Below are 23,235 nucleotides of genomic sequence, written 5' to 3'. Positions count from 1 at the left end.
TCTCCTGGGCAAAAAAAACCCGCTATCTGAACGATAGCGGGTCGATCATATAAGCGAAGGTCAGACCGTATCTACATTTAAAGTTCCGTCGTTGAGCATCGCCAAAATCACACTGCCAGTATCGCCTCCAGCGCCGTACCCACCCACGCCGTTGCCGCCCAGCAGGTTGACGTCCTGCAACACGATGGTCTGATCGGGGCTGCTGAAATCGCCCGTGCCCATGGCGCTGACCTTGATCGTGGTATCCCACGCGCTGTTTCCTACCCCAGATAGCTGACTGGAGGTGATCTGCAGGTAGTTGAGCAGGTTGCCGACATCGCCGGCGGAGCCATGCTCCCCGACCAGCAGATCGGAGAGATCCAGGCAATCACCGTTGCTCGAGCCATTGAAGTTGCGCACGAAGTTGAGCACCGTATCGACACCACCATCGGAATCGCCATTGAGCCAGACGAAGGTGTCCTGACCACTGCTGTTGTTCGCCGATCCACCGCTCAGGATGTCGTTACCGCGACCGCCGATCAGCACATCGTTGCCACCGCCGCCATACAGTGTGTCATTGCCCAACAGGCCGCTGAGCACGTTGTCCTGATTGCCTCCGATGAGTTGATCGTTGAAGTTCGAACCGATCAGGTTTTCGATGCTGCTTAGGTTGTCGCCGGAGGCGCCTCCGCCAACGTTTCCGCCACTGGCATTACCCGAGTTGCTCAGCGTGATCTGCACGCCCGAACCGGCATCCAGGTAACTGGCGGTATCGTTGCCTTCGCCGCCGTCAAGGACATCCCCTCCCGCACCACCGACCAGCAGGTCGTCGCCGTAGCCACCTTCGAGCTCGTCGCTACCACCACGCCCGATCAGGATGTCGTCGCCGTCCCCGCCTTTGAGGCTGTCTTTGCTTGCGTCGCGGCCGATCAGGATTTCGTTCTGGTAGGTGCCGTTGATGATACCCGAGTCATAGGTCACGCTGACCCAGGCATCATCGCTACTGCTGCCGGCGTTGGCCGTGTAACTGAAACCACCACCACTGACTCCGGTATCGTTGAAGGTCAGATTTTCCCCGGCCTGAGCAATCAGCGACAGGCCGGCAATGGTCGCCAGGGAGATGCTGCCAAAACTGGGGCGGGCACCGTACGGGCCGGTATCGTTGACCAACAGCGCCCACTTGGGAATCCAGACCTGGCTGGAGTCGTTGGTCAGCACCGTATCGTCGCGCGCGACCAGAGTCTGAAGCCGCAGATCGACACTCAGGTCGAGGCTCGCACCGGATCTGTCACCGTCGTTGTCCTGCAGGACGAAATCGATGCTCTCGCTGACCAAGCCAGCACTCACTGGCGGCGTATAGACGAACGCTCCGCTGTCCATGTCCACTCGAATGCGACCGCCCAGATCGGTGATCACTTGCAACTCGTTGCTCGATGTGTCGAAGCTCCAGGTGTTGGCTCCCGGTCCCGCGCTGATCGAGCCGCCCCCTGACGGGTCGTAGGTGTAGACGGTACCGTTGACGGTGATGGACAGCACGAAGCCTCCATCGGCGCCAAAGGTCGAGACACCGGAAGGCTCGGCCAGGTTACCGACGATGGGTTGTGCCGTCGCGGTAGCACCAAGCACCGCGCCGAGCTGACTCATATCGGTGATCAGTACACCGTTGTCGTCGCTCCCGGAGCCAGTACCGTCATAGGCCACCTGATTCAACGCCGCCAGGGTCGATCCCCCGAAGCCCAGAGCGTAGGAGCGGATATCCTGGGTGTTGAGGAAGTTCTCCCATGCTTGCCGCTCGGTGGTGGACAGATCACGGTTGGACGGGTCCGGGTTGCCATCGGAGAGGAAGTAGGAGACGTTCTGCGCACCGCCAAGCGCACCATCCTTGACGAAGCTGGTCTGGGCCTGGGCCACCGCCGAATCGTAGTAAGTGCCACCACCGGCAGTCAGATCCAGAATCGCCGCCTTGGCTTCCTGGAAGTCCACCCAGACCTTCTGCTCATAGCCACCGGCTGCGAAGGTCACCAGGGTGATTTTCACCTCGCCCAGAGCCTCGTAGCGTTCGATCAACTCGATGGCTGCCAGTTTCACCGCTTCCAGGCGGTTCAGGCCATCGAAGCCGGCACTCGAGGTCATGCTGCCCGACACATCGAGAATCAGCATGAGGTTGGTATCCACTCCGCAGGAGACCTGCCCCGTGAGAGTCTGCGGTTGGGCGACTGGCATGTCGTCCTCGATGGCGATCTGGAAGTCACGCACCAGCGGCACACTGCCAGAGCCGTTGCTGGCCGTGATAAAGCCGCTCAGATCAAGCACCATCACCTGCTCATCGTCGCCACCGGCAGGGTGATCGACTGGCCCCAGCAGGTTGAGCTCATACTGGCCGTTGCTCTGCAGGGTGAAGGTGAACACTGGGTTACCTGCCCCGGCGCTGGCGACCAGCATGTTGCCCTGAACGCTGAAGGTCACCGGTACGCCATTGGAGGTCAGCCCTGTGATTGCTCCCCCACTAAGACCAAAGCTGACGCCGGCACTATCGGTCACCACTCCGGACAGGTCGCCTGTTGCCTGAGTGACCGCCGGCCCGTCGTTGGCCAGGCCATCCGGGCTCAACGCGTCCTCATGCACCAGATTCGCGGTGAGCGGGCTGGTATCGAGTACACAGATATTCAGATTGGCGCTGGAGCCGTCACCGTCACCATCGACGATGGTGTAGGTAAATTGCTCCAGGCTGTCGGCAGAGACGTTCAGCGGCGGCGTGTAGCTGTAGCTGCCATCGGCCCTGACCACCAGACTGCCGCCCAATGGGGTGACGATCACCCCGGTGGTGCCAGCCTGGACGTAGTAGGTCACCGTGTTGCCACTGATCGCGTCGGCCGGATTGCTGCCACTCTGGTATGGGGTGACATCACTGACCACGAAACTGATCTGGGTCACCAGCACGGGTTCGTCGCTGCTCAGGTGATCCACGCCACTCACCGGATCGACATCGCTGACGACGTTACCGGTCACCGGCGTCGGTACCGTAGCCTGCAAGGTTGCGTTGAGGTCGGTCGCGGAGTTCACCAGAGTCGGCGCCTCGTCATTATCCTCGACCTGCTGCAGCGCGTTGATCGCCGCCGCGTTGCCAGAGACATCCAAACCGACGGCAAAAACCTCGACCTCGTTGGTATTGACGAATGTCTCCCAGCCCGCAGGCACTCCCCCTTCGTTGGGTTCGCCATCGGAAAGGAAGTAAACCCGGTGCTCATAACCCGCCAAACTCGGGCTACTGATATTGCTGCTGAGATGACTCTGCGCCAGAGTCAATGCATCGTTGTAGTCGGTGCCGCCGCCACCTCCCAGGCCCTGAATGGTGCTGATGACGCTGTCGACATCGGACGCGTTAGTCACCACCAGTTGAGCGTTGGATTCGAAGTCGATCACCGAGATATTGAGCGGGACGCCCAAGCTTTCGTAGCTCTGCAGCATGTTGACCAAGGCAGCCTTGGCCAGAGCCAGCCGATTGGACAACGGCGGCACCATGCTGCCGGAGGTGTCGATCACCAGAACCAGATTGAAGGGCGGCGCATTGGTTTCGCTGACGCAGATCGAGTTGTCCTGGGCCTGGGGGCCATCGTCCTCGATCACGAACACGCCCTGCCCCAGATTGAGGCCAACGCTGTGGCTGTCGCCGTCGCCATCAGTCACCGTCTGCACCAGTTGTAGCGCGTCGGCATTGGCCAGCGTCAGCGTCGCACTGTCGTCGGCATCACTCGCATCGGCATGCCAGATGTTCTTCACCTGGGTGAATTTGAGCTCGCCGTTGCTGCCCACCTGCTCGATGCTGAAATAGGTGTCGCCGCTGATCGCGCCGACCCCTACTACTACTCCCGGTGACAGCTGATCGAGCACGATGGCCTCGCCACGACCGAAGCCATCACCGTCCGTTGCCGAGCGGTCGGATGGATCCAGACCAAACAAGCCAGTCGCGACATCCGTTCCGGTCAGTTCCAGGCTGTAGGTGATCGCGCCGGGCCCGTCGGAGCCATAAACCGCGTTGCTGGTGTCGAAATTGGCGGTGAAATCAACCGTCACCGAGTCATCACCAAGAGCCGCATGGCTACCACCGATATCCGCACCAACCGGCCGCGTTTCGTCAAGAATGGCCAGAGGAACAGCGACATTGGACATCAGAGCAGCCGTCGGGCCGTCGTCCTGGAACGAGAAGTAGGATGTCTCGTCGTTCACCAGATCGATCTCACCAGTCTTGGTTACGCTGTCGTTGTCGCCGTCTACAAGCGTCACCTCGTACTGCAGTTTCAGCGCCCCGTCTCCTTGCAGCAACAGATCCACGGCCTCATCGAAACGCTGGTCGTTGTCCGGGTGCTTGATGGCCTCGAACAAGGTGGTCTGCAACTGAGGCTTACCATCGACGGTCACGATGGCGATGCTGAAGACCGTGTTATCCGCTGTATCGATGCCCAGTACGGTTGAGCTGTCATCTGGATCGATAATCAGCTTGATGGCCCCCCCTTCGGTTGCCAGCAGATTGGTAGCCAAGCCTTCCTCCGGAATCCCGACGAAGCTCAGCACCGCGCTCTGCGACGCCGCGCCGTCCGCCCCAGCGCTGGCCGTCACGCCGAACAACGTAGCCAGACCACCAACCACTTGAGTGGTGAACTGCGCCAGCGCGGGCGGAACATCATCGTTGCTGTAACCCTGAGGGGTATCGTCATTGTCGGCGTAGCGGTCAATATCACCACGCGTTTCGTCCAGTGCGGCCTGCAGCTGCGCCAGCGCCTGTTGTTCGACATCCACGCACAGCCTCGGCACATCGTCCTCGACGTTGATCACGAACAGTCCCTTGGTGCCGGCAGGTATCTGGACGGGATCCCCATCACCGTCGGTAGCCGTCAACAGGGCAGTGAAATCAATGCCCGTAAAGCCACCGCTCGCCCAAAGCTCGGAGTCGTTGCCGTCCGCTTGCGGATGGTCCAGCGGCCCCTGCAGTTCGAAGCTGAAGTCACCGTTGGCATGAATGACCAGGGTGAACACCTCATACCCTGCGCCGGCCGTTGCCGTAAGCGTCGTGCTAACCACCTCACCACCGACGACTTGCTCGCTGACGACATAGGTCAACGGCTCACCACCCGAAGCAAGGCCCTGATCGTTCAGCAACATCGCCGCGGTATCGGTGTCGACCAAGCCGAAGCTGCCGGGGCCATCGGCACCGAAGGCAACCAGGGAGGTCAGACTGGCAGCGCCGGATTCGGTACTGACCACAAGGCGCTGCCCAGCTTCCGGGTTGCCTTGATGCGGCTCATTCAACCTGTCCTCATGCACCGTGCCACCGACCGGAGCCTTGACGGTCCAGGTGGCCTGAATGTTGACGTCGTTGTAGTCGTTGTCGCCGCCAACGTTTATATCCTCCCAGTTCTGATTGCCCGGTGCGCCGTTATCCAGAAGATGCGGTTTATCGCCCGGATTAAGCGCCGGGTCACTAAATACGATATCGGCACCACTTGCACCGTAAAGCACGTTATCGCCAGCGACTGCCTGCCACTGACCATCGACCTCCTTGAAGGTCACATCGGTGCCGTCAGCGACACCATTAGCTCCCCCATTGGGAATGATGAAGAACCCTACGGAATCCGGATCCAGGCCGTGCAGGGTGATGAACTCACCAACGCTCAGCAAGGGGGTATTGCCCCAGACGACCTGGCCACTGACCGGCTGTCCGCCATCTCCCTTGATGTAATAGCCATAGCTGTTGGCATACGAGGCATCGCCGCCCTGGTAAGTCAGCGTCAGGCAATGTTCAGGGCCCACATCAGCGAGTATCGGGGTGTCGTCATCGACCACCACTTTCACCATGCCGCTGGCAACATCGTTGTCACCATCCTTGACGGTGAAGCCCAGCTTGAGAAGCAACTCGTCCTCGGTACCCGCAACCTTGTGATCCAGCGGCGCTTTCAGAGTAAAGGTGTAATCCTGATTGTTAGCCGCAACCTGCAAGGTAAATACGGTGACCTTGCCCGAGTCGGTCATGTAGTAGCCTTCGAGCATGCCGCCCTCGCCACCCGCTCCGGGTTGCCAGTCCAGCATAACCGCGTGCCCGCCAGAGGTGACTGGCTGCCCGGAAATGGTCTTGGCTGCACCTTCGCTGAAGCTCAGGCTCTTCAGGCCATCGCCCCCAGCATCTATACCCAGGCTACCGGTGCCTGCAACGTCATAGCCGGAGTCCCCCGGGCCGCCATCATTGGCATCGGGCAGTGGCAAGGCGCCATGTGCCTCAGCGCCATCCTCATCGACATACACCGTGCTGCAATGATCGACTGACGGACCATCGTCTTCGAAGCCGATCACCTTGCCCAGGTCGACACGGTCCGAGCGGTCATAGTCGCCGTCCTTGTCGTAGACCGTAACCTTCACACCCAGCACGCCTGACTTCAGTGTGGCCAGGCTATCGTGATCGTTGCCGTCGTAACCATGGTTGATCGCTTCGTACTGCCAAAGCCGGATATCGCCATCCTGCTCATCTATACGAATACGGAATACCACGTCACCTTTGCTGTCGATGCCAACGACATCGTCGCCAGATGCCCACAATTTGATGGCGCCACCGTCAGTGGCGTAGAGCCCGGAGAAGACGCCACTGCTGAAGCTGAACTCGAAGCTGCGGCGGCTGGTATTTTCGCCGTCGGAGCCACCATCGACCTGCAGTTTGAACAGATCTTCGCCTTTCACTCGTGCATAGCCGATGACATGGTGAGGTTGACCAGCCTCGTCGTTGGGCTTGGTGTAGCCTTTCTCGTCCTTGTCCGAACCATCCTTACCGACCGATTCGTCGGCCACCACCCTGACCCATTTCTGCAGCTCGAAGCAGGTGACTTTCGGGCCGTCGTCTTCGAAACCGACCACCTTGCCCAAATCGACAGTTTCACTGGTACTGTCGCCATCACCGTCGTACACAGTGACCTTCACACCCAGGACATTCTTAGCCAACGTCTTCAGCGCATCGTGGTCGTTGTGGTCGTAACCGTGGTTAATCGCCTCGTACTGCCAAAGCTCGACGTCGCCGGTTTCCTCATTGATGCTGATACGGAAAACCGGCTGCCCATCGCTGTCCTTACCAATTACATCGCCATCATCACCAGCAAACAGATAGATCTTTCCGCCGTCGGTGGCACTCAGGCCGGAGAAAACACCTTCGGTGAAAGTGAATTCGAAGGTGCGTTTGCTGATGTCTTCGCCATCCGCACCACCCTCTACGTGAAGACGGAACAGGTCTTCGCCCTTGACCTCGGCATGGCCGATGACACCAGCGCCCTGGCCCCACTCGTCGATAGGCCAGGCGTGACCGCCAAACTCATCTTTCAATGAGCCACCCAGGCCAACCGACTCGTCGGCGACAATTTTGACCCGCTCTAGCTCAAAGCAGAGAATCCGCGGGCCGTCGTCCTCGAACTGAATCAGCTGACCAACACCAACGCCCTCACTGACGGCCACGTCGCCGTCGCTGTCAGTCACCGTCACCACCGCCTGGATCAGGTTGACCGAATCACCTTCCCCGCCGTCGAGTAGCAGGCTGATCGCCTCGTCATGGCTGGCCCCACCGATCGGGTGCTGCAGCGACAGGTACTGGGCCAGGCTCAGCACTCCAGAGCTTGGGTCGATCATCACCGCGAATGCAGCATCGCCTTCAGCATTACCCACCCGCCCGACAATGAGGTCGCCCTCTTTGAACAGATAGATGTGCTCTCCAAGAGTCGTCTTGAGCCCGGAGTCGATGCCGTCGCCACCGGCAATGGTCAGGCTGATAACCGTGTTAGCTGCGGCATGATTGTCCGCCCCGTAGCTGCTACCGGCGGTACTTACCACGGCACCTGTGCTTCTCGACCAACCCATCGCGCTGCCGAGCTCAGCAAATGCTGCCGGCAGCTCTTTCAGAGGTCTGTCGCTATCCTGCAAATCCGCGGTCTCGTCGTGCGACACGCCTTCGGACTGCTCATTGAGCGAGACCATCGCAAGCGGACTGTCGTCGTCGATCAGAATGCTCAAGCTGCCGCTTGCCGGGGTGCCGTTACCGTCGATGATGGTGTAGTTGAACAGATAGAGGATGTCGTTCTCGTCACTTTCGCCCAAGGGTGGCTCGGCATGGTCCAGCGCAGCGAAGAGCTCGAACTGATAAGCCCCGGTCAGCAGGTTGGTAACCTCCACCTCGAATACCAACGTCTCGCCAGCAAAGGCGGTCAGGAGGAGGCCGTCGGCGCTGACCTGATAGGTCAGTGGTACACCACCCGAAGAAACACCCAGAGCTGCCAGACCGGCAGTCGACCAGGTGAAGGTACCCGGACCGTCGGGCCCGAAGCTGTAGCCTAGTCCCCCGGTGACCAGTCTCGCATCGCCATCCAGATCGTTCACCCCACCGACGATACCGTCGGGCAGGCCATCTTCGTCGACCGCGTTCGAGGCGGTGCCGCCCGTGGGAATGCCATCCACTTCAGGGTCGGCGGTAGCGATTGGCAGAGCGTCAGGAAATTCCGGCCCACCAGGCAACCCGGCAGTGGGGAAGCCGATCACCGGGTCGAGTGCTCCACCTACTTCACTGAGCATCACGAACGAGTGGCCACCGCCTACGCCGCCAGCGCCACCGGCACCAGCACCGGGGCCAGCCGCCGTGGCCTCACCTTGCTGGGTCGGGTCGTCACCCGCTTCGATGGCAGCCTGCAGGCGCTCGACATCGGTGAGGTCGTCATCGCTGGGGGCAGTCGGTGGAGTTTCGACGACCGGAGCCTGGGACTCGCCGCGATCCGCGATCATCTGCGTATCGAGGGTGATGCTGCTGTCCCGACCCAGGGTCAGTTGCTGCCCGTTGGTCATGGCCACCGCAACCGCACCGGAAACACCGGTGACTAGCTGCTCGCCCGCGTACACCCGATCACCTTCGCTGATTGGCCGGCGCGATCCGTCGCTCGCTACCGCGAACACTTCGCCGACAACCTGACTGACGACACCAATAAGAGTAGCCATGATTCCATCCTCACTACAGCTGCCGACCACCGCCGACACGTACCTACCGAAAGGGTCAGAACACCTTTTCGAAACCGAGGAAAGAACCTAGACAGCTGACTGAAATGGAACGGCGCAAAATCCAAAAAACGCTACTGACAAAAAAATGTCACCACGGCATGCGTCGAACTACTCCATCAGTTGAATCCCCGCCCTTTGATGCCTGACAACCCATTTCAGCTGTGCAGCCCACGAAAAATGAGGACTTGCGCAGCTCACAGGTTCAAACAATGTGCTGCTTTTCTCAGACTTCATAAGATTTTTTCTGAATATAGGTTGTGAAAAAAACATCTTAGGTTCTCCAAAAGTTGTTCTTAGCTGTGATGTTACAAGCCTGAAACGGTTTTACAGGCAAAAACGCCATTTTTACGGCGACAGGATAAGAACTTCAGTCAGGAGAAACGCCAATGCGCACCTTAACCCCGCTGTGGAGCGCCATGCTTTTGGCGACTGTTTGCAGTCAGGCGCAAGCCATGAATCTGTCGGAAGCGATTCAGAGCACGCTGGACAATCACCCGGAAATCCACGCTGCCGCCAATAGCCGACTCTCATCGGATGAGGATGTGAAATTCGCCAAGGGCGGCTACCTGCCCACCGTCGATCTGCTGGTCGGTTACGGCCGGGAACGTACGGACAGCCCCAGCACGAGGGCACTGGGCAATCACAACACAGAGACCCTGAACTACCGCGATGCCGAGCTGCGTTTGCGGCAGATGCTGTTCGATGGTTTCAACACCCCCAACGAGGTGGCGCGCACCCAGGCCGTGGTCAACTCCCGCGCCTACCGTCTGCTCGGCACCTCTGAAAGCCTGGCGCTACGCACCGTAGAGGTGTACCTCGATGTGCTGATGCGCCGCGAGATGGTCACTCTGGCGCGCAACAACCTGCAGGCACACCAGCGCATCAACGATCAGATCGGCTTGCGCAGCCGCCAGGGCGTTGGCAGCACCGCCGACCTAGACCAATCCGAGGCCCGTCTGGCCCTGGCGCAGAACAACCTGTACACCGAAGAGGTCAACCTGGCCGATGCCGAAGCCAACTTCTTCAGCGCCGTGGGGCGTTTGCCGGATCAGCTGGAGACACCCTCCTCGGTCAAGGGCAACATGCCAGCCGATTTGCTCGCCGCCCGCCAGACCGTGATGGACAACAACCCGTTCCTGAAGTCGGCACAGTCGGACGTCAATGCTGCCGAGAAGCAGTACGAGGTGGCCAAGTCGCCCTTCTACCCACGCTTCGACCTGGAGTTGGCCACCAATGCCAACGACAACGTGCAGGGTGACGAGGGGCACTACAACACCTGGCGAGCCGCCGTGGTGATGAACTACAACCTGTTCAACGGCATGCGCGACAAGGCCCGCCTGCAATCGGCCGCGCACCAGATCAACGAGTCGATGGACATCCGCAACAACGCGCTGCGCGTGCTCAACGAAAACCTCTCGCTGGCCTGGAACGCCATGGAGAACGCGCGCCTGCAAACCCCCAAAGCCCGTGACTACGCGGACTACACCTCACGGGTTCGCGAGGCCTACCAGCAGCAGTTCAGCCTGGGGCAACGCACCCTGCTCGACCTGCTCGACAGCGAAAACGAACTGTTCACTGCCAACCGCCGCTACACCGAGGTTCGCTACGGCGAAGAGTTCTCGATGTACCGCGTCGTCGCGGCCATGGGTGATCTGCTGCGTCAGCAACAGGTCGTAGTCCCGGCGGAAGCTGTAGCCCTCACTGAAGTGAAGAGCGAAGCACGCTTGCCGGAAATGAAGTAGTACCGACTCGAGACCCCGCGTGAGCACGCAGGGTCAACGTGCGGCAAAGGTCTGAATAGGCCTGAGGAGTAGTAGAAATTGACCACCATGGAACGGCCAGGGCCGACCAGTGATCCGCGGCTCAGTCACGACGATCCGTTGTTGGATGGTTTGTTGATCCTGTGCAGGCTGCACGGCTGTTCCGCCAGTCGCGGCAGCCTGAGCGCTGGGCTGCCTCTGCCAGAGCAGCGCCTGAGCCCCGACCTGCTGGCCCGCGCCGCAGCACGAGCGGGGTTGCAAGGACGCTTGCTACAACGCGACCTGGCCAGTATCTCAGCACTCAACCTGCCAGTACTGCTGCTGCTCAAGGACGGCCGCAGCGCTGTGCTGCGCCAGTGGGGACCAAAGCAGCAGGCGCAGATTCTGCCCTGCGAAACGGATGGCGGCGAGCAATGGGTCAGCCGCGAACAACTGGCCACCGAGTACAGCGGCCGGGCCTTCTTCGCTCGCCCGCGGCATGAGCTTGAAGAAGCCCGCACACCGCTGGTGCCGCGCATCGAAGCCTGGTTTCGCGACACCTTGAAGCTGTCGCGCTGGCTCTACACCGATGCCGTGCTGGCCAGCCTGCTGATCAACCTGCTGGGTTTGATGGTACCGCTGTTCGTGATGCAAACCTACGATCGCGTGGTGCCCAATCAGGCGACCTCGACGCTCTGGGTGTTGGCCATTGGCCTGTTTGTCGGCACCGGTTTCGAACTGCTGCTCAAGGTACTGCGCGCGCACCTGCTGGACACCGCCGGCAAGAAGACCGATGTGGTGCTGTCGGCCACCTTGTTCGAACGCATCACTGGCATGTCGATGAAAGCGCGACCGGCCACCATCGGCGGTTTCGCACAGAGCATTCACGACTTCCAGGGACTGCGCGATTTTCTCACGGCCGTGACCCTGACCAGCCTGATCGACCTGCCCTTCTCCCTGCTGATGTTGCTGGTGATCGGCCTGATCGGTGGCCCGCTGGTGTTCATCCCCCTGCTGGCCTTCCCCATTACCGCACTGTTCGCCTACATCATTCAGGTGCGCCTGCGCGACACAGTGCAGAAGAGCCTGCAACTCGGCTCGCAGCGCCAGGCGTTGTTAATCGAAACCCTTGGAGGCCTGGAAACCCTCAAAGCCTGCGGCGCGGAAAGCGAGCGCCAACATCAGTGGGAGCAAACCCACGGTGCCCTCACCCGCCTGGACGGCCATGCAAAATTCCTCGCCTCACTGGCCACCAACGGCACCCTGTTCCTGCAGCAATTCGCCGGCATGGCCACCATCGTCGCTGGGGTCTACCTGATCATCGCCGGCCACCTCAGCGTCGGCGCACTGGTGGCCTGCTACATGCTGGGCAGCCGGATTCTTGCGCCACTGGGCCAGATCGCCGGACTGATAACCCGCTACCAACAGGCGCGCCTGACCATGACCAGCACCGACGCACTGATGGCATTGCCACAGGAGCGTCAGGACAAGCAGCGCCCGCTGGATCGCACCCAACTCAAAGGGGCGCTGGAAATCCGCCAGATCAGCTTCACCTACCCCGGCCAGAACGCCCCGGCGCTGCACAACGTCAGCCTGCGCCTCGGCGCCGGCGAGCGGCTCGGCATCATCGGTCGCAGCGGCTCGGGCAAAAGCACCCTGGCGCGTCTGATGATGGCGTTCTACAGCGCCGACGAAGGGCAGATCCTGCTCGACAACCTCGACCTGCGTCAGCTCGATGTCGCCGACCTGCGCCACCAGATCGGCTACGTCGCCCACGACCTGCCGCTGCTGGCCGGCAGCTTGCGCGACAACCTCACCCTCGGTGCGCGTTACATCAGCGACGCGCGCATGCTCGAAGTGGCCGAGCTGACTGGCGTCGTCGATCTGGCGCGACAGCACCCGCAGGGCTTCGACCGTCCGGTAGGCGAGCGCGGCCAACTGCTTTCCGGCGGCCAGCGCCAAGCGGTGCTGCTGGCCAGGGCGCTACTGCTCGACCCACCGATCCTGGTGCTCGACGAGCCCACCAGCGCCATGGACAACACCAGCGAAGACCTGCTGCGCCAGCGTCTGCACAGCTGGGTGCAGGGCAAGACCCTGATCCTCATCACCCACCGCGCCTCCATGCTCAGCCTGGTAGATCGCCTGGCAGTGCTGGACAACGGTCGTGTGGTGGCAGACGGGCCGAAGGAAGCGGTGATCGAAGCCTTGCGCAAGGGCCGCGTCGGCCCAGCCAGCCTGTAGGAGCGACGAGCGATGCAAGCGACCCAGAATCTCGGCAACTACTTCGGCAGCCTGCGCGAGAAACGTCAGGACACCGAGTTCATGCCGGAAGTCGAAGGCGCCATTCTGGAAGACTCTCCCTGGCTGAGCCGCATCACCGTGTGGGCGGTCAGTGCCTGCCTGCTCAGCGCACTGGTCTGGGCGCATTTCGCCGTGCTCGAGGAGGTGACCACGGGTGAAGGCAAGGCCATCCCGTCGAGCAAGGTGCAGGTGATCCAGAACCTCGAAGGCGGCATCGTCAGCGAGATCTTCGTGCGTGAAGGCCAGGTGGTGGAAAAGGGTGACACCCTGCTGCGGCTGGATGACACGCGCTTTCTATCCAATCGTGGGGAAACCGAAGCGGATCGACTGGCACTGATCGCCCGCCTCGAACGACTGAGCGCCGAGGCCGAAGGGCGAGAACCGCAACTGCCCGAAGAAATCACCCGCGACGCGCCACAACTGGCAGAAGACCAATTGGCCCTGTACCGCTCACGCCAACAACGCCTGCGCAGTGAGCAACGCACCCTGGGCGAACAACTGCGGCAGAAGGAGCAAGAGCTTGCCGAATTTCGTTCCAAGTCCCAGCAATACCGTTCCAGCCTCGGCCTTTTGCAGCAAGAGCTGAACATGTCGCAACCGCTGGTGGCCTCGGGGGCGATTTCCCAAGTCGAAGTGCTACGCCTGCGCCGTAGCGTGGTGGAAGTTCGAGGATCACTGGAAGCCACCAACCTGGCCATTCCCCGCGCAGAAGCGGCGATGAGCGAGATCAAGAGCAAGATGGACGAATCCGAGCTGGCCTTCCGCGCCGAGGCCTTCAAGGAGCTCAACGAATTACGCACCGAACTGCAGAAGATCACCGCCACCAGTGTCGCCATCCAGGACAAGGTAACCCGTACCACCGTGACCTCGCCGGTGCGTGGGGTGATCAAGCAGCTCAAGGTCAATACCATCGGTGGCGTGGTGCAGCCGGGTAGCGACATGCTGGAGATCGTACCGCTGGACGACAGCCTGCTGATCGAGGCCAAAGTGCGCCCGCAGGATGTGGCCTTCCTACATCCAGGGCAGAAGGCGATGGTCAAGTTCACCGCCTACGACTACACCATCTACGGCGGCCTCAAGGCCAACCTCGAGCTGATCAGCGCCGACACCATTACCGACGAGGAAGGCAACAGCTTCTACCTGATCCAGGTACGCACGGATAAAAGCCATCTCGGCAGCGACGAACACCCGTTGCTGATCATCCCCGGCATGGTCGCCACGGTTGACATCATTACTGGTGAAAAGAGCGTGCTGGCCTACCTGCTCAAGCCCGTGCTCAAGGCCCGCTCGGAAGCCATGCGCGAACGCTGAATACCTGCCGGGCTACGCGACATCGCCAGATGCGCCATACGTACCGAGCCCGAACCGTAGCATTCATCAAAAGCCGGTGCGCGCGGCGCACCCTACATGCCTTCGCCCTTATAGATCTGCCACGGCTACGCGCGTAGGGTGCGCCGTGCGCACCGCGTCAACGCTGGTGGTTGCGGACAAACACTGCCTCGCCCATCGCCGCAATCTGCCCCTCGATCAAGGCATCGAATGGCCGCAACAACGCCTCGAAGCCCTTTGGCGCCTCGAGCGTATCCAGGGCCGCAACAACCGCCTCGATGGTCGACAGCGCCCCCTCTTCCGGTGCCTTGCGCAGACGGTAACGCGACGGCGCCACTGCCCCCAGGCTCACACGCGGCAGTGTCGCCAGCGACGGGTTGAGATGCAGCAGCTTGCGCGCCTTGCGCCAGGTGCCATCGGGCACCACCAACAACAATGGCTTCTCGTCGGGCGCATAAGCGCTCAAGGCGACGGACTCTTCGCCGGGAAACAGCAGACAGGCTCGATAGTCACGCTGCGCGAGCAATTGCGGCAGATCATCGAACACCTCCCCCACGCGCAACTCGGCGTTGCGCAAACCCAGCGCAGCCAGGCGAGCGGTATTGAGGGCATGACCGACCTCGCTCGGATGCTGCAGGATGAGCACACGAGTGCGACTCTCGAGGTCGGGAATCAGCGGACAGAGACAATGGCTGAGCGGGCGCTGGCAGCGGGAGCAGGTCGGACGAGGCATGCCGCGCAGTGTGCCAGAACGCCCTGCCAACGCGTAGTCCGGATGCAACCCGGAACATCGAAGCATGCCTCGGATTACATCCGGCTACGGTTCAGCGATTGAAACGCTCCGCCAGGCTATGCAGGTAATCGGCCATTTCCTCCAGCTCGCGGCTGATCGCCGCGCCCTGATGCGCCTGGCCGGCACTGTGATCGGAAAGCTGGGCGATACGGGTGATCTGCCGGCTGATGTCCTCGGCCACGTGGCTCTGCTCCTCGGAGGCGGCCGCCATCTGCTGGCTCATACCGGTGATACGCGTTACCGCCGAGCTGATGCCCTCCAGTGCATCGCGCACCGACTCCACGCTCTGCACGCTGCCACGGGAAATTTCCTCGCCCTTACCCGCCGTCACCACGGCGCGCTCGGCTCCAGCACGCAGGTCAGCGATGATCTGGTGAATCTGCTCGGTGGACTGACGGGTACGCGATGCCAGCGAGCGCACTTCATCGGCGACCACAGCGAAACCGCGCCCCTGCTCCCCTGCCCTGGCCGCCTCGATGGCAGCGTTGAGCGCCAGCAGGTTGGTCTGCTCGGCAATCGAGGTGATCACGTCGGCGACGCTGCCGATCGACTGCGTGGAGTTGGCCAGTTCGTTGACCGCCTGACCAATATCGTTGACCGCCTTGGCCATCTGGCGCATGGAATCGAGACTGCCGACAGCCAGATCGCGGCCCTCACGCGCCAGACGGTCCGCCTCTTCGGCGGCATGCGAGGTGTTCTGTACGTTGTGTGCGACTTCCTGAATGGTCGCCGCCATCTCGTTGATGGCGGTGGCCGACTGGTCTGTCTCGGCGCGCTGTTGATCGAGCATCTGTGCGCTGGATTGCGACAGCTCGGCCGATTGCGTCGCACGCTTCTTGACGTTCTCGCCTGCATCTTCCAGCCGCGTCAGTGCCGTCTGCAGTCGCGCCTCTTCGCTGATCATTGCCATGTCCAGCAAGGCCTGGGCACCGCGACTATCGCTGTAGGTCAGCGCCACCAGGCCGCTGGTAAAGGCTTTCGGATGCTCTGCCAGCGTGCGGCGAATCAGTTGCCGAGTCCGATACAGCTGGTAGGAGCCCAGCGCGAATAGCGTCAGCACGATAAAAGCCATCAGCGCCCAGCCAGAAACCACCCAGTGCGCCGCAACGATCAGCAGCGACGCGGCGATCAGCGGCCAGGAGCGCACCAGGTCATAGGTCCAGTATTCCAACTTCGGCACGGGTGATTTTCCGGCCCGCAGCCGGGCATAGAGTGCTTCGGCACGACGCTTCTGGGCCTCGGTGGGCAATGAGCGCACCGACTCGTAGCCGGAAATTCTGCCGTTCTCATAGATGGGCGTGACGTAGGCGCTGACCCAGTAGAAGTCGCCGTTCTTCGAGCGGTTCTTGACGATGCCCATCCAGGGTTTGCCCTGTTTGATGGTGTCCCACATATGACCGAATACGGCAGGCGGCATGTCCGGGTGGCGCACCAGATTATGCGGCTGGCCGATCAGTTCCTCGCGGGTAAAGCCGCTGATCTCGACGAAGGCGTCATTGCAGTAGGTGATCTTGCTGTTGAGGTCAGTGGTGGAAATCAGGCGTTCATCAGCGGGGAAGGTTCTTTCCCGCTGAGTCACGGGCAGGTTCTGGCGCATCGAGGCTTCCCTGTTCGAATTGAAGTTGGTACAGACGTATGAATAAGTACTAGCACAGCCTAATAACCGCGCCAGTCGTAGGCTCTAAGCCTTTCGGAGGAGAAAGGCGACCCTGTTTCAGATCTGATTCAGTTGCGCCTTGAGCAAGTCGCGAAAGGTCTGAATCAGCGGCTCGCGGGTACGGCCGCGACGCAGGATCAGCGAGAACGGGGCCTGATAACCGAAGGTGGCGGGCAACAGTACACGCAGCTTGCCCTGATCGACCCAGGGCTGAGCGTAATGCTCAGGCAGATAGCCGATGTAGGCGCCGGAAAGCACCAGAATCAGCTGTGCTTCCATCGACTCCACGGTGGCCGCGCTGTGCTTGAAGCCATGGCGCGCCAGCTCGGCCTGGCTCCAGTAGCCACGGCCCACCATGCGCTGCTGGGTGATCAGCTCCTCAGGTATCCGCCGCTGCTCGAACAAGGCGTGTCGCTCGCTGCAATACAGCCAGTGCTGCTCACGGTAGAGCGGCTGATAGACCAGGCCGTTCATACGTGTGGAGAACGCACCGATGGCCAGATCCAGACGGTTGTCCAGCACCGCCAGCTGCAGCTCGTAGGGGCTCATCACCGACAGGTGCATGTGCACGCCTGGGTGTTCCTGGCTGTAGGCACCGATCACCTCGGCCAGCGGCAAGGCCGGGTCGCTGACGGTGGAGTCCAGCACACCGAGGTTGAGCGTGCCACGCAGCTCGCCCTTGAGCGCCGCCGAGTAACGCTCGAAGCCTTCCAGCTCGCCGAGCAGACGCAGGGTTTCCTGGTGGAAAAGCTCGCCCTTGCTGGTCAGGCTGAAGCCGCCACGGCCGCGATGGCAGAGTACGATGCCGAGCTGGCTCTCCAGTTGACTCATGTAGGTGCTGATGGCCGAGGTGGACAAGTTCAGTTCCTGCTGCGCAGCAGCGAAACCCTGATGACGCACCACGGCGACGAAGATCTTCAGCAGTTTCAGATCGGGCAAGGCGAAGGACATGAGGGCGCAAGGCGGATTAACAGAGCGCCAGTGTAGCGCCATGCAGGCCCCGCAGACATCCAGGGAAACGGAGTTCGGGCTCTTGTAGGAGCGGATTTATCCGCGATTATCGCGGCTAAAGCCGCTCCTACTACCCCCATCACAATAGTTCAGTAATCACTGAACTAAGTATTTGTTCAACGCGATTTAACCTGCTCACACGCTGCGCCAACAATGCAGCCATAACCAGGCGCCGGCTCGAACCGGACGCCATCGGGCACTAGCCCCATTGCCAATCTGCCGCTGACCTTCGCCCTCTCCAGGAGACGGCCATGCGACTGGAAATCTTCCGCACCCTCTGGGGTTATCGCGGCAGTTGGCAGCAAGCGCTCGACGAAGCGCTCGGTGCCGGCTTCGACGGTATCGAAGCGCGCATCCCCGAGACCGCCGCGCAGCGCGCCATCAATGCCCGTCTGCTGCGCGAGCAGAACGTCCCCTATATCGCCACCCTGTTCACTTCCACGCCGGTGCTGCCGCGTCAGAGCGACAGCCCGCAGGTGCACCTCGAAGATCTGCGTATGAAGCTCGACTGGGCCGCCGAACTCGGCCCGCGCCTGGTCAACGTGCTGCCCGGCAATGATCGCTGGGCGCTGAGTGAGCAGGTCGACTTCTTCGCCCGAGCCGTCGAACTGGCCTCGGCCAGCGGTCTGCGCGTGTGCTTCGAAATTCATCGCGGCCGCTCGCTGTACAGCCCCTGGGTCACCCTCGACGTGATCCGCCAGGTGCCCGAACTGCGCTTCACCAGCGACATCAGCCACTGGCTGGTGACCTGCGAGCGCCTGCTCGACGATCCCGCAGACGACCTTTCCGCCTTTATCGAGCGGGTCGACCACATCCAGGCTCGCGTGGGCTACGACCAAGGCCCGCAGGTGCCGCACCCCGGCGCCCCGGAATACGCCGAGGTACTGGCCTTCCACCAGCGCCACTGGGAAAGCATCTGGAGCAGCCAGGAAAAACGCGGCCTGCAGACCACCACCCTGACCCCCGAATTCGGCCCGGACGGCTACCTGCACCACCTGCCCTTCACCGACATGCCGGTGGCCGACCTGTGGCAGCTCAACCAGTGGATGGCGCGCTGCGAGCGCCAGCACTTCCACCGTTTCACCAGTCGCTGAGGAGCCGTGATGAACAACAACGCCAAGCATTTCACCGAAATCCCCGTGGTCGACATCGCCGGCCTGTTCAGCAGCGACCCGGCCGAGCGCCTGGCCGTGGCCGAGAACCTGGGCCGCGCCGCCCGTGAGGTGGGCTTTCTCTACATCAGCGGCCATGGCATCGAGCAGACGCTGATCGATGGCCTGCACCGCGCCGCCGAGGACTATTTCGCCCAGCCGCTGGACGCCAAGATGCGCCATTACATCGGCGCCTCGGCTAGCCACAAGGGCTTCGTGCCCGAGGGCGAGGAGCGTTACGGCACTGGCAAGCCGGATCACAAGGAAGCCTTCGACATCGGTTTCGAAGTGCCCGCCAACAATCCGCTGGTGCTGGCCGGCACGCCGCTGCTGGGGCCGAACGACTGGCCCACGCTGCCCGATTTCAAGGAAGCGGTGCAGGCCTACTACGCGCGTATCTTCCAGCTTGGCCGCGCGCTGTTTCGCGGTTTCGCCCTGGCTCTCGGCGTGCCGGAAAACACCTTCGACGAGATGGCCAACTTCCCGCCCTCGAAGCTGCGCCTGATCCACTACCCCTTCGATGGCGACGCCCAGGATGCCCCCGGCATCGGCGCCCACACCGACTATGAGTGCTTCACCATCCTGCTCGCTGACCGTCCGGGGCTGGAGGTGATGAACGACCTTGGCCAGTGGATCGACGCACCGCCGCGCGAAGGCACCTTCGTCGTCAACATCGGCGACATGCTCGAGGTGATGAGCGCCGGCACCTTCGTCGCCACCTCGCACCGTGTGCGCAAGGTCAGCCAGGAGCGCTATTCGTTCCCCTTCTTCTATGCCTGCGACTACCACACGCAGATCCGCCCGCTGCCGCAGTTCGAGGCCACCGGCCAGAGCTACGAAACCATCAGCATCGGCGAGCACATGTGGAGTCAGGCGCTGCAGACCTACCAATACCTCAAGAAGCGCGTCGAGGACGGCCAGTTGCAGCTGCCCGAACGCGCCCGCGCACCGTCCAGCTTCGGCCACCTGAAGCACCAGCCGAGTGCGCTGTGACTTTCCACGCTGCCAACACAAAACCTGATCCGGAGATGAACAATGACAACCCGTAAACCGCTGCGCACCACCGCCCTGGCGCTGGCCTGCACCCTGGCAGGCCTGTTCACCACCGCCCACGCCGCCGAAACGCCCAAGACCCTCGCCAGCGGCGAGCTGAAGGTGGGCATGGAAATCACCTACCCACCGTTCGAGTACTACGAAGGCGACCAAGTGAAAGGCTTCGACCCGGAAGTGTCAGCCGCCCTGGCCAAGCGTCTGGGCCTGGAGGCGAGCTTCAGCGACATCACCTTCCCCAACCTGATCCTCGGCCTCGACGCCGGGCGCTTCGACACCATCATCTCCGGCATGTACATCCTCCCCGAGCGCCTGGAGAAAGCCGACGCCATCCCCTACGCCAAGACCGGTGCGGCGATCATGGTGCGCAGCGACGCCGAGAAGAAACCGGCGACGCCCGAAGAGCTTTGCGGCCTGACCGTCGGCCTGCAACAGGGCACCTCGTGGATTCCGGCGCTGCAGAAGGTTTCCGACGGCTACTGCAAGGAAAAAGGCGCCGGCGCCATCACCATCAACCAGTACCCGACCACCTCGGAAACCTCCCAAGCGCTGCTCTCCGGCCACATCCAGGCGCACCTCGAGATCGATGCCGCCTCGCTGCTGATCGTCGAAAAATCCCGGGGCCGCATCGCCATCAGCTCCAAGGGCTCGATCTACCCGCAGGTGCTGGGCATTTACGTGAAGAAGGGCAACAAGCAGTTGCTCGACGCCCTGAAAGCCGCGCTGGACGAGTTCAAGGCCAGCGGCGAGTACAGCGAGTTGCTGAAGAAATACAACCTGGAAGAAGCCTGAAACCAACCCGTGGATAAGCCTTATGGCTCACCCACGGGCGCTGCATGGCATGACCGCTTCACCCCGCTGGCTGGTGCTCACTCCGGCCAGCGGCCTTTTTTCGGCTTGAGTCGCAGGTGCCCCATATGCCGTTCGAATGGAGCTATTTCTTCTCCCTGTTTTCCATGCCGGCCTTCTGGGCTGCGTGTTGGACGGTGGTCAAACTCAGCAGCCTGGCCTGGCTGCTCGGCCTGGTGCTGGGCTTCGGCCTGGCCAGTGCCAAGCAGGCCAGCAGCCGCTGGTTCAGTGCGCCCGCCGCGATCTACGTGTGGTTCTTCCGCAGCGTGCCGCTGCTGGTACTGCTGATCTTCGTCTACAACCTGCCGCAGCTCATCCCCGCCAGCGGCAAGGTGTTGTCCAACCCCTTCTATGCCGGCCTGTTCGCCCTGGTGCTGACCGAAGCGGCGTACATGGCGGAGATCCACCGCGGCGGCCTGCTCTCGGTAGCCAAGGGTCAACGCGAGGCGGCCCGCGCCCTGGGCATTGGCCGGCTCGGCGCCCAGCGCCTGATCGTCGTGCCGCAAGCCTTTCGCATCGCCCTGCCGACGCTGACCAACGAGTACGTGACCATCGTCAAGCTGACCTCACTGGTCTCGGTGATCTCCCTCAGCGAGCTGCTGCTGGTCGGCCAACGCCTCTACGCCCAGAACTTCCTGGTGCTGGAAACCCTCGGCGCCGTGGCCGTGTACTACGTGCTGATCGTCAGCCTGTTCGGCTGGGGCCTGCAGTACCTGGAGCGTCATCTCGACCTTGGCCGGCGTAAACCGAGCACCCTGGGTGAGGCCCAGATGGCCGAGCTGCGCAGCAGCCTGCCGCAGGTAACGGCCGGCAGCCCCCAGGCGCGCCAGTCCGGCGCCCCGGCGGCGCTGTATCTGAGCAACATCCACAAGCATTACGGCGACCACCATGTGCTCAAGGGCATCGACCTGAGCGTGCAGCCCGGCGAGGTGATCTCCATCATCGGCCCGTCCGGCTCCGGCAAGACCTCGCTGATCCGCACCGTCAACGGTCTGGAAAGCATCGACGAGGGCGAGATCGTGCTGTTCGGCGAATCCTTCATCCAGGCCGGTGACCGCCCCGAGAACCGCCGCCAGCGCAAAGGCGTAAGGCGCATTGGCATGGTGTTCCAGAGCTTCAACCTGTTCCCGCACCGCACCATCATCGATAACGTGCTGCTCGCGCCGCGTTACCACGGCCTGGGCAATGGCGCCGACCTGCGCCAGCAGGCACTGGCGCTGCTGGATAAGGTCGGCCTGCTCGCCCACGCCGAAAAATACCCGCACCAGCTCTCCGGCGGCCAGCAGCAGCGCGTGGCCATCGCCCGCGCCCTGGCGATGAAGCCGGACATCATGCTGTTCGACGAGCCCACCTCGGCCCTTGACCCGGAACTGATTGGCGACGTGCTGGCGGTGATCCGCGACCTGGCCCGCGAGGGCATGACCATGCTGATCGTCACCCACGAGATGGACTTCGCCCTGTCGATTTCCGACCGCGTGCTGTTCATGGAGGACGGCCATGTCCAGCTCGATGCCTCGCCCGACGCCATCCGCACCGGCGACCACCAACGCGTACGCCGCTTCATCGGCCTGGAGAACGCATGAACGATATTGCCACCCTGCGCCGCGACCTGGCCGCGGCCTATCGCCTGGCTGCCCTGTTCGGCTGGGACGACACCCTCTACACGCACTTTTCCGTGCGCCTGCCAGGCGACGGCGAGCCGCGTTTTCTGATCAATCCGTTCGGCCTGTTCTTCGAGGAGATTCGCGCCAGCGACCTGATCGTGGTGGACATGCACGGCCAGGTGGTCGAGGGCAACGCCGATTACAACGTCGCCGGTTTCACCATCCACAGCGCCGTGCACATGGCCCGCGACGACGCCCACTGCGTCATCCACACCCATACCCTGGCCGGTATGGCGGTGGCCGCTCAGGATAACGGCCTGCTGCAGCTCAACCAGATCAGCACCGAATTCCACGGGCGTCTGGGCTACCACGCCTATGAAGGCGTGGCGCTGGATCTGGATGAACGCGTGCGCATCCAGGCCTCGCTGGGCGACAACATCGCCCTGCTGCTGCGCCACCACGGCCTGCTCAGCGTCGGCGCCAGCGTCGCCGATGCCTTCTATGTCATGCATTACCTGAACCGCGCCTGCGAGATCCAGCTTGCCGCCATTGGCGGTGGCCAGCCGTGCAGCGAGATCCCCGCGCACCTGGCGCAGCACGCCTGCGAGCAATTGCAGGGCGCCGAATGGCAGCGCCAGCTGATCTGGCAGGCCTGGTTGCGCAAACTCGACCGCCTCGATTCCAGCTACCGCGACTGATG

General features: G+C 62.1%; 12 protein-coding genes and 1 pseudogene. 8 read left to right on the top strand and 5 right to left on the bottom strand.

Annotated features, from left to right (window positions below):
- Positions 1–60: 60 nt before the first annotated feature.
- Positions 61–8,991, bottom strand: coding sequence for a retention module-containing protein (locus CXP40_RS23835; protein WP_106733957.1), 8,931 nt, complete (start codon positions 8,989–8,991; stop codon positions 61–63).
- Between the two features lie 446 nt (positions 8,992–9,437).
- On the opposite strand from CXP40_RS23835, the gene CXP40_RS12380 reads away from it, so the two are divergent.
- The 3 genes from CXP40_RS12380 (at position 9,438) to CXP40_RS12370 (ending at position 14,402) form a co-directional block, all read left to right on the top strand.
- The gene (locus tag CXP40_RS12380; RefSeq protein ID WP_106733956.1) at positions 9,438–10,793 is read left to right on the top strand and encodes a TolC family outer membrane protein; all 1,356 of its coding nucleotides are present in this window, start codon (positions 9,438–9,440) and stop codon (positions 10,791–10,793) included.
- A 78-nt stretch (positions 10,794–10,871) separates the two neighbouring features.
- Positions 10,872–13,031 carry a type I secretion system permease/ATPase gene (locus tag CXP40_RS12375; protein WP_106733955.1) on the top strand — a complete coding sequence of 720 codons (2,160 nt, stop codon included), beginning with the start codon at positions 10,872–10,874 and terminating at the stop codon, positions 13,029–13,031.
- A gap of 12 nt (positions 13,032–13,043) precedes the next feature.
- Complete coding sequence (locus tag CXP40_RS12370; protein ID WP_106733954.1) at positions 13,044–14,402, top strand: HlyD family type I secretion periplasmic adaptor subunit; 1,359 nt, start codon at positions 13,044–13,046, stop codon at positions 14,400–14,402.
- Between the two features lie 157 nt (positions 14,403–14,559).
- Here CXP40_RS12370 and CXP40_RS12365 read toward each other — a convergent pair whose 3' ends face one another.
- The 4 genes and pseudogenes from CXP40_RS12365 to CXP40_RS12355 all read right to left on the bottom strand — a co-directional run bounded on the left by CXP40_RS12365 (position 14,560) and on the right by CXP40_RS12355 (position 17,821).
- A complete protein-coding gene (locus CXP40_RS12365; protein WP_106733953.1) occupies positions 14,560–15,153 on the bottom strand; it encodes a tRNA-uridine aminocarboxypropyltransferase in 594 nt (197 codons plus the stop codon).
- A gap of 91 nt (positions 15,154–15,244) precedes the next feature.
- Positions 15,245–16,285: a methyl-accepting chemotaxis protein gene (locus CXP40_RS12360; protein ID WP_371916957.1), complete on the bottom strand. Its 1,041-nt coding sequence runs from the start codon at positions 16,283–16,285 to the stop codon at positions 15,245–15,247.
- A 243-nt stretch (positions 16,286–16,528) separates the two neighbouring features.
- Positions 16,529–16,810, bottom strand: a pseudogene (locus CXP40_RS24265) (PAS domain-containing protein); the annotation flags it as partial.
- 117 nt (positions 16,811–16,927) lie between these two features.
- Positions 16,928–17,821, bottom strand: a complete 894-nt coding sequence (locus CXP40_RS12355) for a LysR family transcriptional regulator (protein ID WP_106733951.1) — start codon at positions 17,819–17,821, stop codon at positions 16,928–16,930.
- 311 nt (positions 17,822–18,132) lie between these two features.
- On the opposite strand from CXP40_RS12355, the gene CXP40_RS12350 reads away from it, so the two are divergent.
- The 5 genes from CXP40_RS12350 (at position 18,133) to CXP40_RS12330 (ending at position 23,233) form a co-directional block, all read left to right on the top strand.
- Positions 18,133–18,975 carry a sugar phosphate isomerase/epimerase gene (locus tag CXP40_RS12350; RefSeq protein ID WP_092374677.1) on the top strand — a complete coding sequence of 281 codons (843 nt, stop codon included), beginning with the start codon at positions 18,133–18,135 and terminating at the stop codon, positions 18,973–18,975.
- A gap of 9 nt (positions 18,976–18,984) precedes the next feature.
- On the top strand, positions 18,985–20,025 hold the full coding sequence (locus CXP40_RS12345) for an isopenicillin N synthase family oxygenase (RefSeq protein WP_106733950.1): 1,041 nt from the start codon (positions 18,985–18,987) through the stop codon (positions 20,023–20,025).
- A gap of 42 nt (positions 20,026–20,067) precedes the next feature.
- Positions 20,068–20,874, top strand: a complete 807-nt coding sequence (locus CXP40_RS12340; RefSeq protein ID WP_106733949.1) for an ABC transporter substrate-binding protein — start codon at positions 20,068–20,070, stop codon at positions 20,872–20,874.
- 125 nt (positions 20,875–20,999) lie between these two features.
- Entirely contained in the window at positions 21,000–22,514 is a 1,515-nt protein-coding gene (locus CXP40_RS12335; protein WP_106733948.1) for an amino acid ABC transporter permease/ATP-binding protein, read from the top strand.
- Complete coding sequence (locus CXP40_RS12330; RefSeq protein ID WP_106733947.1) at positions 22,511–23,233, top strand: class II aldolase/adducin family protein; 723 nt, start codon at positions 22,511–22,513, stop codon at positions 23,231–23,233. Before CXP40_RS12335 ends, CXP40_RS12330 begins: the two co-directional genes overlap by 4 nt.
- Positions 23,234–23,235: the final 2 nt, after the last annotated feature.

The organism is Pseudomonas sp. YY-1 (genome assembly GCF_002843095.1).
GTDB lineage: Bacteria > Pseudomonadota > Gammaproteobacteria > Pseudomonadales > Pseudomonadaceae > Aquipseudomonas > Aquipseudomonas sediminis_A.
This window is presented reverse-complemented; position numbering and strand designations above follow the sequence as displayed.